Source organism: Kitasatospora sp. NPDC051170 (assembly GCF_044455705.1).
Lineage (GTDB): Bacteria > Actinomycetota > Actinomycetes > Streptomycetales > Streptomycetaceae > Kitasatospora.
The window spans coordinates 291,493-306,907 of sequence record NZ_JBITFA010000010.1 but is presented as its reverse complement, the minus strand read 5'-3'; the positions used below and the strand labels follow the sequence as shown (position 1 = coordinate 306,907).

The window sequence follows — 15,415 nt, the reverse complement described above, 5'->3', positions numbered from 1 at the left end:
GAGGTGCGTGCCCCGGCGGCGCCCGCCCGGCGTGATCCGAAAGACACGCCCTAGCGCACGGCGCTGCCGACGGCCTCGTCCAGGCTGCGGAAGCCGGAGGCCCGCAGGCGCGCGGAGAGGCCCTTGTGGATGCGGCGGCACCAGAAGGGGCCCTCGTAGATGAAGGCGCTGTAGCCCTGCACGAGGTCGGCGCCGTGGACGATCCGCTGCCAGACGTCCTCGGCGGTCTCGATGCCGCCGACCGAGACCAGGGTCAGCCGGCCGCCGGTGCGGGCGCGCAGCCGCTGGAGGACCTCCAGGGAGCGGGCCTTGAGCGGGGCGCCGGACAGGCCGCCCATGCCGATCTCCTCGACGCGGGCGGCGTCGGTGCGCAGCCCCTCGCGGGCGATGGTGGTGTTGGTGGCGATGATGCCGTCCAGGCCCAGCTCCAGGGCGAGGTCGGCGACGGCGTCCACGTCCTCGTCGGCCAGGTCGGGGGCGATCTTGACCAGCAGCGGCACCCGGTGGGCGGTGGTGCGGTCGGCGGCCTCGCGGACGGCGGCCAGCAGCGGACGCAGCTGGTCCACGGCCTGGAGGTTGCGCAGCCCGGGGGTGTTGGGCGAGCTGACGTTGACCACCAGGTAGTCGGCGTACTTCGCCAGCCGCTCGGTGGACTTGACGTAGTCGGCGACGGCCTCGGCCTCCGGCACGACCTTGGTCTTGCCGATGTTGACGCCGATCACCGGGGTGGAGGTGGTGTGCGGGCGGGCGGCCAGCCGGGCGGCGACGCGGGCGGAGCCCTGGTTGTTGAAGCCCATCCGGTTGATCAGGGCCCGGTCCTCGATCAGGCGGAACATCCGGGGCTGCGGGTTGCCCGGCTGGGGCTCGCCGGTGATGGTGCCGATCTCGACGTAGTCGAAGCCGAGCATCGCCAGGCCGTCGATGCCGATGCCGTTCTTGTCGAAGCCCGCGCCGAGCCCGAACGGGCCGGGCAGGTCGAGCCCGAGGGCCTTGGTGCGCAGCGCCCGGTCCTGCGGGGCGAGGACGAGCCCGACCAGGGTGCGCAGGCCCGGCACGGAGTTCGCGAGGCGGATCCAGAAGAAGCCGAGGTGGTGCGCCTTCTCCACGTCCATCTTCTTGAACACGAGGTCGAAGAGCAGCTTGTACAAGGGGGTCAACTCCCGCAGGTGGTGAGCGGATTCGGACATGGGAGTGGGGGGCACCCGAGGAAGTCCGGGGCCCCCCACTGTGGTGGTGCTACCTGCGGCCGGCGTTGATCAGCTCGGCGTGCTCCTGGAGGGACATCACGCCGACCTCGTCGCGCAGCTGCGCGTCCATGCCCTGGACGGCCGCGCCCATCGCCTGGACGGTGGTCAGGCAGGGCACCCCGCGCGAGACGGCCGCGGTGCGGATCTCGTAGCCGTCGAGGCGCCCGCCGGTGCCGTACGGGGTGTTGATGATGAGGTCGACCTCACCGTCGTGGATCAGCTGGACGATGGTCTTCTCGCCGTTGGGGCCCTCGCCCTCGCTGTGCTTGCGCACCAGCGTGGACGGGATGCCGCCGCGCTGGAGCACCTCGGCGGTGCCGGCGGTGGCGAGCACCTCGAAGCCGAGGCCGACGAGCGCGCGGGCCGGGAAGACCAGGTTGCGCTTGTCGCGGTTGGCGACGGAGACGAAGACCTTGCCCTTGGTCGGCAGCGCGCCGTACGCGCCGGACTGCGCCTTGGCGTAGGCGGTGCCGAACACCTTGTCGATGCCCATGACCTCACCGGTCGAGCGCATCTCCGGGCCGAGCACGGTGTCGACGCCGCGCCCGTGGATGTCGCGGAAGCGGCTCCACGGCATCACGGCCTCCTTGACGGCGATCGGGCAGTCGGCCGGCAGGGTGCCGCCGTCGCCCTCGGCCGGGAGCAGGCCCTCGGCGCGCAGCTCGGCGATGGTGGCGCCGAGCGAGATCCGGGCGGCGGCCTTGGCCAGCGGCACGGCGGTCGCCTTGGAGGTGAACGGGACGGTCCGGGAGGCGCGCGGGTTGGCCTCCAGGACGTAGAGGATGTCCCCGGCCAGGGCGAACTGGATGTTGATCAGGCCGCGCACCCCGACGCCGCGCGCGATGGCCTCGGTGGAGGTCCGCAGGCGCTTGATGTCGTGCCCGCCGAGGGTGATCGGGGGCAGGGCGCAGGCGGAGTCGCCGGAGTGGATGCCGGCCTCCTCGATGTGCTCCATGACGCCGCCGAGGTAGAGCTCGGTGCCGTCGTAGAGCGCGTCGACGTCGATCTCCACCGCGTCGTCGAGGAAGCGGTCGATCAGCACCGGGTGCTCGGAGATCAGGCCCGCGTGGCGCTCCAGGTAGGAGGCCAGCGACGCCTCGTCGTAGACGATCTCCATGCCGCGGCCGCCGAGGACGTACGAGGGGCGGGCGAGCACCGGGTAGCCGATCTCGTCGGCGATGGCCTTGGCCTCGGCGAAGGAGAAGGCGGTGCCGTGCTTGGGGGCCGGCAGGCCCGCGTCGCGCAGCACGCGGCCGAAGGCGCCGCGCTCCTCGGCGAGGTCGATCGCCTCGGGCTGGGTGCCGACGATCGGCACGCCGTTGTCCTTGAGCGCCTGGGCCAGGCCCAGCGGGGTCTGGCCGCCGAGCTGGACGATGACGCCCGCGAGCGGGCCGGCCTGCTGCTCGGCGTGGACGATCTCCAGGACGTCCTCCAGGGTGAGCGGCTCGAAGTAGAGCCGGTCGGAGGTGTCGTAGTCGGTGGAGACGGTCTCCGGGTTGCAGTTGACCATCACGGTCTCGTACCCGGCCTCGGCCAGCGCGAAGGAGGCGTGGACGCAGGAGTAGTCGAACTCGATGCCCTGGCCGATGCGGTTGGGGCCCGAGCCGAGGATGATCACGGCGGGCTTGGTGCGCGGGGCGACCTCGTTCTCCTCGTCGTAGGACGAGTAGAAGTACGGGGTCTTGGCGGCGAACTCGGCGGCGCAGGTGTCGACGGTCTTGAACACCGGCCGCACGCCCAGGGCGTGGCGCACCTCGCGGACGACGTCCGGCTTGAGGCCGCGGATCTCGCCGATCTGCTGGTCGGAGAAGCCGTGGCGCTTGGCGTGGCGCAGCAGCTCGGGGGTGAGCTCGGGGGCCTCGGCCAGCTCGCCGGCGATCTCGTCGATGAGGAAGAGCTGGTCGACGAACCACGGGTCGATCTTCGTGTACTCGAAGACCTCCTCCGCGGTGGCGCCGGCGCGGATGGCGTCCATGACGGTGTTGATCCGGCCGTCGGTCGGCACGACCGCCTTGGCCAGCAGCTCGGCCTTGTCGCCCACCGGGGACGTCCAGGTGAACTGGGAGCCCTTCTTCTCCAGCGAGCGCAGCGCCTTCTGGAGCGCCTCGGGGAAGTTGCGGCCCATGGCCATGGCCTCGCCGACGGACTTCATGGTGGTGGTCAGCGACGCGTCGGCGCTCGGGAACTTCTCGAACGCGAAGCGCGGGACCTTGACCACGACGTAGTCGAGGGTCGGCTCGAAGGACGCCGGCGTCTGCTCGGTGATGTCGTTGGGGACCTCGTCGAGGGTGTAGCCGATGGCCAGCTTGGCGGCGATCTTGGCGATCGGGAAGCCGGTGGCCTTGGAGGCGAGCGCCGAGGAGCGGGAGACGCGCGGGTTCATCTCGATGACGATGACCCGGCCGTCCTCGGGGTTGACCGCGAACTGGATGTTGCAGCCGCCGGTGTCGACGCCGACCTCGCGGATCACGGCGATGCCGATGTCGCGCAGGATCTGGTACTCGCGGTCGGTGAGGGTCATCGCCGGGGCGACGGTGATCGAGTCACCGGTGTGCACGCCCATCGGGTCGAAGTTCTCGATGGAGCAGACGACCACGACGTTGTCGCTCTTGTCGCGCATCAGCTCCAGCTCGTACTCCTTCCAGCCGAGGATGGACTCCTCCAGGAGCACCTCGGTGGTCGGCGAGAGGGCCAGGCCCTGGCCGGCGATGCGGCGCAGGTCCTCCTCGTTGTGGGCGAAGCCGGAGCCGGCGCCGCCCATGGTGAAGGAGGGGCGCACGACGACGGGGTAGCCGCCGAGGGTGTCCACCCCGGCGAGGACGTCGTCCATGGTGTGGCAGATGACCGAGCGGGCGGACTCGCCGTAGCCGATCTTGGCGTTGACGGCCTCGACGACGCCCTTGAACAGGTCGCGGTCCTCGCCCTTGTTGATCGCCACCACGTCGGCGCCGATCAGCTCGACGCCGTACTTGTCCAGCGTCCCGGCGGCGTGCAGGGAGATGGCGGTGTTGAGCGCGGTCTGGCCGCCCAGGGTCGGCAGCAGCGCGTCGGGGCGCTCCTTGGCGATGATCTTCTCGACGAACTCGGGGGTGATCGGCTCGACGTACGTGGCGTCGGCGATCTCCGGGTCGGTCATGATCGTCGCCGGGTTGGAGTTGACCAGGATGACGCGCAGGCCCTCGGCCTTGAGGACGCGGCAGGCCTGCGTACCCGAGTAGTCGAACTCGGCGGCCTGGCCGATCACGATCGGGCCGGACCCGATCACCAGGACGGACTTGATGTCAGTGCGCTTAGGCACGCTGGCCCTCCATGAGCTTCACGCTGTGCTTGTCGTCGCCTCGCATGAGCTCGACGAACCTGTCGAACAGGTAGGCGGCGTCGTGCGGGCCGGCGGCCGCTTCGGGGTGGTACTGCACGCTGAACGCGGGGACGTCGAGGGCCTGCAGGCCCTCGACCACGTCGTCGTTGAGGCAGACGTGGGAGACCTGGACGCGCCCGTACGGGGTGTCGCTCACCTTGTCCAGCGGCGCGTTCACGGCGAAGCCGTGGTTGTGGGCGGTCACCTCGACCTTGCCGGTGGTGCGGTCCTGCACCGGCTGGTTGATGCCGCGGTGGCCGTACTTGAGCTTGTAGGTGCCGAAGCCCAGCGCGCGGCCGAGGATCTGGTTGCCGAAGCAGATGCCGAAGAACGGGGTCTTCCGCTCCAGCACGGCCTGCGCCAGGGCGACCTGCTGGTCGGCGGTGGCCGGGTCGCCCGGGCCGTTGGAGAAGAACACGCCGTCGGGGTTGACGGCGTAGACGTCCTCCAGGGTGGAGTTCGCCGGGAGCACGTGCACCTCGATGCCGCGCTCGGCCATCCGCTGCGGGGTCATCGCCTTGATGCCGAGGTCCAGGGCGGCCACGGTGAACTTCTTCTCACCGATCGCGGGGACGACGTACGCCTCGGTGGTGGCCACCTCGGCGCACAGGTCGGCGCCCTTCATCTCGGGCGACTGCTGCACCCGGGCCAGCAGCGCGGCCGGGTCGGCGAGCGCCTCGCCGGAGAAGATGCCGCAGCGCATGGCGCCGCGCTCGCGCAGGTGGCGGGTCAGGGCGCGGGTGTCGACGCCGCTGATGCCGACGACGCCCTGGCGGACGAGCTCCTCGTCCAGCGAGCGGCGCGAGCGCCAGTTGGAGGCGACGCGGGCGGGGTCGCGCACGACGTACCCGGCGACCCAGATCCGCGAGGACTCGTCGTCCTCGTCGTTCCAGCCGGTGTTGCCGATCTGGGGGGCGGTCATCACGACCACCTGGCGGTGGTACGAGGGGTCGGTGAGGGTCTCCTGGTAGCCGGACATGCCGGTGTTGAAGACCGCCTCGCCGAAGGTCTCGCCGATCGCGCCGTACGCCTCGCCGCGGAAGGTCCGGCCGTCCTCCAGGACGAGCACGGCGGGGACGCGGGCCCGCCGTTGGCGCTGCGTGGTGGGGGCAGGTGCGGTCATCGAGTGGCCTCTTCCGTCTTCGTCTTCGTACGTGTTGCGAGTTGGGCGATCGCCTCGACCCAGGCGGTGTGCTCGTCGGGGTGGTCGGCCCGGAAGCCCGAGTCGAGGGCGGTGCCCTCGTGGTTCCAGGTCACGACGAGCAGTCCGGACGGGACGACCTTGCCGGCGATCCCGGAGTCCGTGCGGGCACCGGTCAGGTCCTCCGCCGGGATCCACAGGTCGACGTCGCCGGGGCGCCGCACCAGCAGGCCGTCCTCCCCGAGGGTGAGGTCGGCCCGGCTGCGGGTGCCCAGGCCGTGCGCGACGACCCGGTCCAGCCAGTTCCCGGCCGTGGTCGTGCCGTGGTACCGGCCGCTGGTCTCCAGGATGGTGCGCCCGGCCTTCTCCGGCACGGCGGGCAGCGGCGGCATGCCCGACTGCAGGGTGCGCCGCCAGTTCCAGCCCTGGCGCATCAGCCAGTAGACCAGGCCGATGATGATCAGCAGGCCCACGGCCCAGCCGATGTAGCCGGGCCAGTTGGTGACCTTCGCCTGCTCCTTGGCGAGAGTCGTGATCACGCCTGGCCGCCCTGCTCGGCGAGCTCCCCGGCGAGGACGGTGGCGCGCCCGCGCAGGAAGGTGGCGTGCACCCGTCCGGGCAGGTCCAGGCCCTTGTACGGGGTGTTGCGGCTGCGGGTGGCGAAGGTGTCCGGGTTCACGGCACCACGGTACGCGGGATCGAAGAGCACCAGGTTGGCAGGCTCACCGACCGAGATGGGGCGGCCCTGTCCGGTGAGACGGCCGATCCGCGCCGGGCGGTGCGACATCCGGTCGGCGACGCCCTCCCAGTTCAGCAGGCCCGTGTCGACCATGGTCTGCTGCACGACCGACAGCGCGGTCTCCAGGCCGACCATGCCCATCGCGGCCACGGCCCACTCGCAGTCCTTGTCCTCGTCCGGGTGCGGCGCGTGGTCGGTGGCGACGGCGTCGATGGTGCCGTCCGCCAGCGCCTTGCGCAGCGCCTGGACGTCCTCGGCGGTGCGCAGCGGCGGGTTCACCTTGTACACCGGGTCGTAGGTGCGGACCATCTCGTCGGTCAGCAGCAGGTGGTGCGGGGTCACCTCGGCGGTGACGTCCCAGCCCTTGGACTTGGCCCAGCGGACGATCTCGACCGAGCCGGCCGTGGAGAGGTGGCAGACGTGCAGCCGGGAGCCGACGTGCGCGGCGAGCAGCACGTCGCGGGCGATGATCGACTCCTCGGCGACGGCCGGCCAGCCGCCGAGCCCGAGCTCGCCGGAGACCTGGCCCTCGTTCATCTGGGCGCCCTCGGTCAGCCGCGGCTCCTGGGCGTGCTGGGCGACGACCCCGTCGAACGCCTTGACGTACTCCAGGGCGCGGCGCATCAGCACCGCGTCGTCCACGCACTTGCCGTCGTCGGAGAAGACCCGCACATTGGCGGCGGACTCGTGCATCGCGCCGAGCTCGGCGAGCTTCCTGCCCTCCAGGCCCACCGTGACGGCGCCGACCGGCTGGACGTCGCAGTAGCCGGCCTCCTGGCCGAGGCGCCAGACCTGCTCGACGACACCGGCGCTGTCGGCGACCGGGGTGGTGTTGGCCATGGCGTGGACGGCGGTGAAGCCGCCCATCGCGGCGGCCCGAGTGCCGGTGAGGACGGTCTCGGCGTCCTCGCGGCCGGGCTCGCGCAGGTGGGTGTGCAGGTCGACCAGGCCGGGCAGGGCGATCAGGCCGGTGGCGTCGATCTCGATGTCCGCCTCGACGGCCAGAGCGGTGCCGATCGCCGCGATCACGCCGTCGGCGAGGTGGAGGTCCTGCGGGGCGCCGCCCAGGATCTTGGCGTTGCGGATCAGGTAGCTCGTCACTGGGCGGTCTCCACGGAGTCGGTGCGGGGGGCGGCGGCGGGGGCGTCGGCGAGGGTGGCTCCGCCGAGCAGCAGGTACAGGACGGCCATCCGGACGGAGACGCCGTTGGCGACCTGCTCGACCACGGTGCAGCGCGGCGAGTCGGCGACCTCGGCGGTGATCTCCATGCCGCGGACCATCGGGCCGGGGTGCATGACGATGGCGTGCTCGGGCAGCTGCGCCATCCGCTGGCCGTTGATGCCGTAGCGGCGGCTGTACTCGCGCTCGGTCGGGAAGAACGCGGCGTTCATCCGCTCGCGCTGGACCCGCAGCATCATCATCGCGTCGGTCTTCGACAGGACGCTGTCGAGGTCGTAGCTGATCTCGCAGGGCCAGTTCTCGATGCCGATCGGCAGCAGCGTCGGCGGGGCGACGAAGGTGACCTGGGCGCCGAGGGTGGTCAGCAGGTGCACGTTGGAGCGGGCGACGCGGCTGTGCAGCACGTCGCCGACGATCGTCACCCGGCGCCCGTTCAGGTCGTTGCCCAGGCCCGCGTTGAGGTGGCGGCGCATGGTGAAGGCGTCGAGCAGCGCCTGGGTGGGGTGCTCGTGGGTGCCGTCACCGGCGTTGATCACGCTGCCGTGCAGCCAGTCGGACTGCGCGAGCCGGGCCGGCGCGCCCGAGGCGTGGTGGCGGATGACCACGGCGTCGGCGCCCATCGCCTGGAGGGTCAGCGCGGTGTCCTTGAGGCTCTCGCCCTTGGAGACGGAGGAGCCCTTGGCCGAGAAGTTGATGACGTCGGCGGAGAGCCGCTTCTCGGCGACCTCGAAGGAGGTCTTGGTGCGGGTGGAGTCCTCGAAGAAGAGGTTGACGACGGTGCGGCCGCGCAGCGTGGGCAGCTTCTTGACGGCCCGTCCGGAGAGCTGGGCCAGCTCCTCGGCGGTGTCCAGGATCAGCAGCGCGTCGTCACGGGTGAGGTCGGTGGTGGAGACGAGGTGGCGCTTCACGCGGTTCTACTCCGGAAGGTGCGGTTCGGACGGCTCGGCGGCCGGGGCTTGCGAGCTGTGCTGATGGCGAGCGGAACTCGACGCGCCGGCGTGATCACGGTCCCCGACCAGGACGGCGTCCACGCCGTCGGAGTCGGCGAGGCGCACCTGCACGGCCTCGCGCAGCGAGGTGGGGAGGTTCTTGCCCACGTAGTCGGCGCGGATCGGCAGCTCGCGGTGCCCGCGGTCGACGAGGACGGCGAGCTGCACGGCGCGCGGACGGCCGATGTCGCTGAGCGCGTCGAGGGCGGCGCGGATGGTGCGGCCGGAGAAGAGCACGTCGTCGACGAGGATGACGAGCTTGCCGTCGATGCCGCCGGACGGGATCTCGGTGTGCTCCAGGGCGCGGGCGGGCTTCAGCCGCAGGTCGTCCCGGTACATGGTGATGTCCAGGGTGCCGAGCGGGATCTCGCGCCCGGTGATCTGCGCCAGCCGGCCGTGCAGGCGGCGGGCGAGGTGGACACCTCTGGTGTGGATGCCGAGCAGCACGACGTCCTCCGCGCCCTTGGCGCGCTCGACGATCTCGTGCGCTATCCGGGTGATGACCCGGGCGATGTCCGAGCCGTCCAGCACCTGGTGCGGCGGCCTCGGGGTCGAATCCTGGTGTTCCTGGCGTGCGGTCATGCCGAAGCGGACCTCCTTCCCCGCCTCACTGGACGGGCCTTAAAGGATGTCTGGGATCGCCCCGCCGATCCGGCGTGGGCTTCGGGTCATCCTATCAGCGCGCCGAGCGGCAAGTGGACCTCCATCATTCCGCTTCAACGGGTTCACGCCGCCGATGCACCGACGATGCGGGCCATTCGCACGAGTGCCCCATTCGGCTTGACGCAACTACCTTACTCTACGTAACCTCACAGTGAGTTACGAGACGGACGTCGAACCCACCGGTAACACGTCGGCAATCGCCCGTGACCCACCACTGAACGCGAAGCAATCTCGTCCGGGGAGATCAATGTCCAGCGACTACGCGAAGCAGCTCGGAGGCAAGCTCCGAGCGATCCGCACTCAGCAGGGGCTCTCCCTGCACGGTGTCGAGGAGAAGTCCCAGGGGCGCTGGAAGGCAGTCGTCGTCGGCTCGTACGAGCGCGGCGACCGTGCGGTCACCGTGCAGCGGCTGGCCGAACTGGCGGAGTTCTACGGCGTCCCGGTGCAGGAGCTGCTGCCCGGCGGCACGCCCGGCGGCGCCGCCGAGCCGCCGCCGCGCCTGGTCCTCGACCTGGAGAGACTGACCCAGGTGCCTTCCGAGAAGGCCGGCCCGCTGCAGCGCTACGCGGCGACCATCCAGAGCCAGCGCGGCGACTACAACGGCAAGGTGCTCTCGATCCGCCAGGACGACCTGCGCACCCTGGCCGTGATCTACGACCAGTCGCCGTCGATCCTCACCGAGCAGCTGATCTCCTGGGGCGTGCTGAACCCCGACGCGCGCCGCGCGGTGCGCGAGGAGGAGGCGAGCTGACGCTCGCCGCACCGGCTCCGGCCAGGGGAAACCCTCCGGCGGCCAGCAGCCTGCACGCAGAAACGTCACGGCGCGGCATCCCGGACTCCGGGGTGCCGCGCCGCGGCGCGTACGGCCCGCATGCGTCGGCGTGCACCGGCACGCCTCAGCAGACCGTCCCCAGGCTGTAGCCCGGCCGGGCCGCCACGCCGTCCATCCGCACCGGCCGGTCCGCCGGCGCCCAGTCCGGCCCGCCGCTGGACCAGGCCCAGGCCGCCGGCAGGTACTCCCCGCAGGTCGCCGCCGAGCCCTGCGAGCCGTGCAGCACCGCCACGCCCGGCAGTTCCAGCGCCAGCCCGGCGCACAGCACCGCGCAGACCAGCTCCATGTCCTCGTCGTTGATCCGCACCACGCCGTCCTCCCACTGGAGGACCCGCGCCGAGGCCGTCAGCCGCCCGCCGGGCGCGTCCACCCGCAGGCGCAGCTCGTACACCCCGGCGCCCGCGCCGACGAGCATCCGGCGGAACACCTCGCCGCCGCGCTGGTAGGCGGCCCGGACCCAGCGGGCATGCTCTTCGTCCACGTCGTCGCCGCCGCCGTACAGCGCGCCGTCCAGCAGCAGGTCCGCGTGGCAGAGCGTCAGCCCGTTCTCCCGGGCGCGAACCAGGCGCGGCAGGAAGTCCCCTGACAGCTCCTCACCCTGATACGGCAGCAGCTGGGTGCGCAGCGGGGGGTTGACGAGGTAGCGGTCGCGGGCCGTGGGTTCGGCCGGGTCCAGCCCGTGCAGCAGGCAGAACTCGGCGAAGTCCTGCGGGTGGAACATCCGGGCGCGGACGGTGTCGAAGCGCTCCAGCGCGTCGGCGAGCAGCTCGGCCGTCTCGGCCAGGTAGCGGTCGAAGTCGGCGGCGTCGGTGACGCCCCAGGCGCGGGCCCGCTCGAAGTCGGCGGCACTGGCGAGCACCCCGATGACGAACGCCTGCTCGGCCCCCTCGGCGTGCTGACGCCGGTGCGGCACCCGGGCGAGCGGACGGTGGCCGCCACCGGCGCGGTCGGGGTTACGGCGGGCGCGGCCCTGGTCGCTGCTCATCGGTGGCTCCTGGCGTCGGCGGGTGACGGTCGGCGGCCGGTCGGCCGCTGACCGTCTTCCTCCCCATCGCCGGGCGGCGCACACGTACGGCGTGTCACAGGAATGTAACCGAACGTGAGTCGGATTTTTCCGCCTCGGAAAGACTCAGGCGCTACGCGGCACCCGGGCCAGCTGGCGGGACTGGGCGACCAGACGGCCCGTCTCGTCCCAGACCTCGGCGTCCTCCTCGAAGTACCCGCCGGCCAGGTTGCGGGTGGCGTGCACGACCCGCAGCCAGCCGGGCGCGGGCTTGGCGCGCAGGTGGACGGTCAGCTCCACGGTCGGGGCCCAGCCGGGCATGCCCAGGTCGAAGGTGACCGGCGGCAGCGCGTCGGCGACCAGCAGGAGCAGCAGCGGATCCGGCTCACGGCCGTCGGCGAGGCGGAACCAGCCCTGGATGCGCCCCTGGCCCGAGGGCCGGCCGAGCGCCCAGCCGACGGTGGCCGGGTCCAGGCGCAGGTCGAAGCGCTCCAGCAGGGCGGCCCGCTCGACGAGTTGGCGGGGCGCGTGCTCGATGCCGATGCACTGGTCCGGCGGCGGCAGCTGCGGCGGGGTCGCACTGGTGCGCACCTCGCCCTCCAGGGCGCCGAGGTCGCCGTGGCTGGCGACCACGCGCAGCCGTTCGACGCCGTCCTGGCTGAGCGAGGCGGTGCCGGTGGAGAGCCCGCGGCCGCTGCGCAGCACCTCGGTGCGGACGGTGGCCGGGCCGGGGGTGGAGGCGGAGAGGTAGTAGCCGCTGATCGAGACCGGGTCCGGATGCTCCCCGTGCTCCAGCGCGAGGGCGTGTCCGGCCACGGCGAGCAGCAGCCCGCCGTTGACGCCGCCGCCGATCTGCCAGCCCTCGCCCAGTTCGCCGTCGTAGCGACCGGGCTCCTCGGGGTGTCTGGTCAGGGCGATGCCCTGGTCGAACTCGCTGCGGGTCGCGGTGGTCATGGGAGGTGGCCTGCCCTTCGCACGGGTCGTTCCGGTCGCCAAGTTACTGGCGAGTAGGCCTCCACCTTACGCCGCCCGGGTGAAACGCGGAACGGCCGTCGGCCCGGAAGATCCGGACCGACGGCCGTGGTGTTCGCGTCGCCGACGGGGTCAGCGGCGGATGCTCGGCTTCAGCTCCAGGAACCGGGCCAGCATGCCGTTGACGAAGGCCGGGGAGTCGTCCGTGGAGAACTCCTTGGCGATCTCGACGGCCTCGTCCAGGACGACCGCGTCCGGGACGCCGTCCTCCCAGATCAGCTCGTACGCGCCGAGGCGCAGCACGTTCCGGTCGACGATCGGCATGCGGTCGAGCTCCCAGCCCACCGCGTACTGCTCGATCAGGTCGTCGATCCGGCGGGCGTGCTGGACGTACCCCTCGATGAGCTCCATCGTGTACTCGGCGACCTGCGGGGTGCCCTCGTCGGGCTTGGGCTCACGGGCGCGGGCCACCCAGTCGGCGAGGACCTGCTGCGGGTCGACCCCGCGGTGGTCGGCCTCGAAGAGGATCTGGAAGGCCCTGGTACGGGCCTTGCTACGTGCGGCCGACACGGACTTACTTCACCCGGCCGAGGTAGCTGCCGTCGCGGGTGTCGACCTTGACCTTCTCACCGGTGGTGATGAAGAGCGGCACCTGGATCTCGGCGCCGGTCTCCAGGGTGGCCGGCTTGGTGCCACCGGTGGAGCGGTCGCCCTGGACGCCCGGCTCGGTCTCGGCGATGAGGAGCTCGACGGAGGTCGGGAGCTCGATGTAGAGGACGGCGCCCTCGTTCGTGGCGACCAGGGCCTCGAAGCCCTCGAGCAGGTAGTTGGCGGCGTCGCCGACCACGCCCGGCTCGATGGTGATCTGGTCGTAGGTGTCCATGTCCATGAACACGAAGTTCGAGCCGTCCTTGTACGAGAACTGCATGCCGCGCTTGTCGACGTTGGCGGTCTCGACCTTGGTCCCGGCGTTGAAGGTCTTGTCGACGACCTTGCCCGTCAGGACCTCCTTGAGCTTCGTCCGCACGAAGGCCGGGCCCTTGCCGGGCTTGACGTGCTGGAACTCGACGACGGACCAGAGCTTGCCGCCCTCCAGCTTGAGGACCATGCCGTTCTTGAGATCGTTCGTGGAAGCCACGGGCGCACTTACTCCTGGATATAGCTGTCAAGGAACCAAGGATCGCGTCCTGCCTTCACAGGGCGAGGAGCTCCTTGGTGGTGATGGTGAGCAGCTCGGGCCCGCCCTCTTCGAGGGGGCGTACGACGAGCGTGTCCTCGATCCGGACCCCGCCCTTGCCCGGGAGGTGGACTCCAGGGCCGACGGTGACCGGCACGCGGCTGTCCAGTTTACCCATGTCCGTCGGGCCCAGGCGCGGCGCCTCCCGGATCTCCAGCCCGATGCCGTGCCCGATCGGATGCGGGGACGCCTCCGGGTACCCGGCCGCCTCCAGCACCTGCCGCGCGGCCCGGTCGGGCACGCACTGCTCCGCCCCCGGTTCCAGGGCCTCCCGGCCCGCCCGTTGGGCGCGGAAGACCAGCCGGTGCAGCTCCACCTGCCAGGGCGCGGGGGCGGCGCCGATCACGAAGGTCCGGGCGGTGGAGACCCCGTACCCGCGGTACTGCGCGCCGAGCACCACGGTCAGGAAGTCGCCCTCCTCCACCCGGCGGTCGGTGGGCTGGTGGGCGCTCTGGCCGGAGTGGCCGCCGGTGCCGACGGAGACGGGGAAGGCGGCCCGGTCCGCGCCGTGGTCGATCATCCGGCGCTCCAGCTCCATGGCCAGGTGCCGCTCGGTGCGGCCGACCAGGATGGACTCCAGCAGCTCGCCGAGAGCCTGGTCGGCGATCTCGGCGGCGATGCGCAGATCGGCGATCTCGTGCTCGTCCTTGACCACCCGCAGCCGCTCCACCACCAACCCGAGGTCGGCCAGCCGGGCGCCCTCCACCAGGGCGGCCACCGCCCGGTGTCGGCTGACGGTCAGGTCGTGCTCCTCCACCGCCAGGCCCGCCACGCCCAGCCGCGCGGCGGCCTCCGCGGCGGCGAGGGCGGTGTCCACCCCGGCGGGCACCGGCACCTGCTCCACCTCGGGCGCGATGAGGTGCTCCCCCGCGTCGTCCGGCGGCAGGTCGTCCGGCACCGTGAGCAGCGCTCGTTCCCTGGTCAGCAGCAGCGTCGCCCCGCAGGGCGCGCAGCCCGTCAGGTACCGCACGTTCGCCGCCCGCGTCACCAGCGCCGCCTCGACCCCCGAGGCACCGCAGTGTTCCCTCACCCGCTCCCGGCGGGCCGCGTACGCATCCACCATGCCCCGAGCCTACGGACCCCCGCCCCGGCCCGCCCCCCGAGAGACGCCGCGGCGAGGGTTCATCGGGGCGGCGGCCTCACACCTGCTGGCAGGACGGGCACCAGAACAGGTTCCGCGCGGCGTGCTCCTCCGTGCGCACCTCGGTGCCGCAGACCAGGCAGGGCATCGCCGCGCGCCGGTACACGTACACCTCGCCGCCGTGGTCGTCCTTGCGCGGCGGGCGGCCCATCGCCTCGGGGGTGTGCTCGGGCCGGACGGTGTCGATCCGCCCGGCGCCGGCGCCCTCGCGCATCAGGGCCACGAGGTCGGCCCAGATCGCGTCCCACTCCCGGCGGGTGAGCTCGCGCCCGGCCCGGTGCGGGTCGATGCCGTGGCGGAAGAGCACCTCCGCCCGGTAGACGTTGCCCACCCCGGCCAGCACCTTCTGGTCCATCAGCAGCGCGGCCACGGTCGTACGGCTGGCGGATATCCGGCGCCAGGCGGCCTCCGGGTCGGCGTCCGCACGCAGCGGGTCCGGCCCGAGCCGGGCGGCGACGGACGCCTTCTGCGCCTCGGTGACCAGCGCGCAGGTGTTCGGGCCGCGCAGGTCCGCGTAGCCGTCCTCGTTCTCCAGCCGCAGCCGGATCATCCCCACCGGCTCGGGCGCCCCGCCCTCGCCGAAGGTGAACCCGCCGTACAGCCCGAGGTGGACGTGCACCCAGCCGCCCTCCTCGAAGCCGAGGAACAGGTGCTTGCCGAACGCCTCGGCGCCGGTGAGCAGTTGACCGTCGATCGCCTTCGCCTCGTCGGCGAAGCGGCCCTGCGGGCTGGTGACGCGGACGGCGCGGCCGCCGAACGCCCTGCGGTTCTCGGCGGCGAGACGGTGGATGATGTGGCCTTCGGGCACGGGCACGGCCTCCCACGGGCGGTTCGGACGGTTCGACTCGGACTGCGTCCATCATCCCAGCCGCCACCGACACTCCCGGCCGCCCCGGAAGCCGCGGAAAGCCGCA

General features: G+C 72.0%; 14 protein-coding genes. 1 reads left to right on the top strand and 13 read right to left on the bottom strand.

Annotated elements, in window-relative coordinates:
- Nucleotides 1–50: 50 nt before the first annotated feature.
- The 7 genes from ACIBCA_RS22490 to pyrR all read right to left on the bottom strand — a co-directional run bounded on the left by ACIBCA_RS22490 (nucleotide 51) and on the right by pyrR (nucleotide 9,235).
- The gene (locus ACIBCA_RS22490) at nucleotides 51–1,148 is read right to left on the bottom strand and encodes a quinone-dependent dihydroorotate dehydrogenase (protein ID WP_396284747.1); all 1,098 of its coding nucleotides are present in this window, start codon (nucleotides 1,146–1,148) and stop codon (nucleotides 51–53) included.
- Nucleotides 1,149–1,236: 88 nt separating this feature from the next.
- Entirely contained in the window at nucleotides 1,237–4,545 is a 3,309-nt protein-coding gene (gene carB / locus ACIBCA_RS22485; protein WP_396284712.1) for a carbamoyl-phosphate synthase large subunit, read from the bottom strand.
- On the bottom strand, nucleotides 4,538–5,728 hold the full coding sequence (gene carA / locus ACIBCA_RS22480) for a glutamine-hydrolyzing carbamoyl-phosphate synthase small subunit (RefSeq protein ID WP_396284711.1): 1,191 nt from the start codon (nucleotides 5,726–5,728) through the stop codon (nucleotides 4,538–4,540). The genes carB and carA overlap by 8 nt, the downstream gene beginning before the upstream one ends.
- Entirely contained in the window at nucleotides 5,725–6,285 is a 561-nt protein-coding gene (locus ACIBCA_RS22475; RefSeq protein ID WP_396284710.1) for a hypothetical protein, read from the bottom strand. Before ACIBCA_RS22475 ends, carA begins: the two co-directional genes overlap by 4 nt.
- Nucleotides 6,282–7,586, bottom strand: coding sequence for a dihydroorotase (locus tag ACIBCA_RS22470; protein WP_396284709.1), 1,305 nt, complete (start codon nucleotides 7,584–7,586; stop codon nucleotides 6,282–6,284). Before ACIBCA_RS22470 ends, ACIBCA_RS22475 begins: the two co-directional genes overlap by 4 nt.
- Nucleotides 7,583–8,572: an aspartate carbamoyltransferase catalytic subunit gene (locus tag ACIBCA_RS22465; RefSeq protein WP_396284708.1), complete on the bottom strand. Its 990-nt coding sequence runs from the start codon at nucleotides 8,570–8,572 to the stop codon at nucleotides 7,583–7,585. Before ACIBCA_RS22465 ends, ACIBCA_RS22470 begins: the two co-directional genes overlap by 4 nt.
- Before the next feature lie 6 nt (nucleotides 8,573–8,578).
- On the bottom strand, nucleotides 8,579–9,235 hold the full coding sequence (gene pyrR / locus ACIBCA_RS22460) for a bifunctional pyr operon transcriptional regulator/uracil phosphoribosyltransferase PyrR (RefSeq protein WP_396284707.1): 657 nt from the start codon (nucleotides 9,233–9,235) through the stop codon (nucleotides 8,579–8,581).
- A 328-nt stretch (nucleotides 9,236–9,563) separates the two neighbouring features.
- On the opposite strand from pyrR, the gene ACIBCA_RS22455 reads away from it, so the two are divergent.
- A complete protein-coding gene (locus ACIBCA_RS22455; protein ID WP_031072501.1) occupies nucleotides 9,564–10,067 on the top strand; it encodes a transcriptional regulator in 504 nt (167 codons plus the stop codon).
- Between the two features lie 145 nt (nucleotides 10,068–10,212).
- Here the strand turns inward: ACIBCA_RS22455 and ACIBCA_RS22450 are convergent, their stop codons facing one another.
- The 6 genes from ACIBCA_RS22450 to ACIBCA_RS22425 form a co-directional block, all read right to left on the bottom strand.
- Nucleotides 10,213–11,133: a hypothetical protein gene (locus ACIBCA_RS22450; RefSeq protein WP_396284706.1), complete on the bottom strand. Its 921-nt coding sequence runs from the start codon at nucleotides 11,131–11,133 to the stop codon at nucleotides 10,213–10,215.
- 144 nt (nucleotides 11,134–11,277) lie between these two features.
- On the bottom strand, nucleotides 11,278–12,105 hold the full coding sequence (locus tag ACIBCA_RS22445; protein ID WP_396284705.1) for a thioesterase family protein: 828 nt from the start codon (nucleotides 12,103–12,105) through the stop codon (nucleotides 11,278–11,280).
- Between the two features lie 150 nt (nucleotides 12,106–12,255).
- On the bottom strand, nucleotides 12,256–12,693 hold the full coding sequence (gene nusB, locus ACIBCA_RS22440) for a transcription antitermination factor NusB (protein ID WP_396284704.1): 438 nt from the start codon (nucleotides 12,691–12,693) through the stop codon (nucleotides 12,256–12,258).
- 4 nt (nucleotides 12,694–12,697) lie between these two features.
- The gene (gene efp, locus ACIBCA_RS22435; protein ID WP_396284703.1) at nucleotides 12,698–13,261 is read right to left on the bottom strand and encodes an elongation factor P; all 564 of its coding nucleotides are present in this window, start codon (nucleotides 13,259–13,261) and stop codon (nucleotides 12,698–12,700) included.
- A gap of 55 nt (nucleotides 13,262–13,316) precedes the next feature.
- Complete coding sequence (locus tag ACIBCA_RS22430) at nucleotides 13,317–14,423, bottom strand: aminopeptidase P family protein (protein ID WP_396284702.1); 1,107 nt, start codon at nucleotides 14,421–14,423, stop codon at nucleotides 13,317–13,319.
- A 76-nt stretch (nucleotides 14,424–14,499) separates the two neighbouring features.
- A complete protein-coding gene (locus ACIBCA_RS22425) occupies nucleotides 14,500–15,309 on the bottom strand; it encodes an Fpg/Nei family DNA glycosylase (RefSeq protein WP_396284701.1) in 810 nt (269 codons plus the stop codon).
- Between the last annotated feature and the right edge of the window lie 106 nt (nucleotides 15,310–15,415).

What these genes read in the sequence shown, in the direction of transcription:
- ACIBCA_RS22450 (WP_396284706.1), bottom strand. Translation starts at nt 11,133, where the DNA reads ATGAGCAGCGACCAGGGCCGCGCCCGCCGTAACCCCGACCGCGCCGGT.
- ACIBCA_RS22445 (WP_396284705.1), bottom strand. Translation starts at nt 12,105, where the DNA reads ATGACCACCGCGACCCGCAGCGAGTTCGACCAGGGCATCGCCCTGACC.
- carA (WP_396284711.1), bottom strand. Translation starts at nt 5,728, where the DNA reads ATGACCGCACCTGCCCCCACCACGCAGCGCCAACGGCGGGCCCGCGTC.
- pyrR (WP_396284707.1), bottom strand. Translation starts at nt 9,235, where the DNA reads ATGACCGCACGCCAGGAACACCAGGATTCGACCCCGAGGCCGCCGCAC.
- ACIBCA_RS22455 (WP_031072501.1), top strand. Translation starts at nt 9,564, where the DNA reads ATGTCCAGCGACTACGCGAAGCAGCTCGGAGGCAAGCTCCGAGCGATC.
- ACIBCA_RS22430 (WP_396284702.1), bottom strand. Translation starts at nt 14,423, where the DNA reads ATGGTGGATGCGTACGCGGCCCGCCGGGAGCGGGTGAGGGAACACTGC.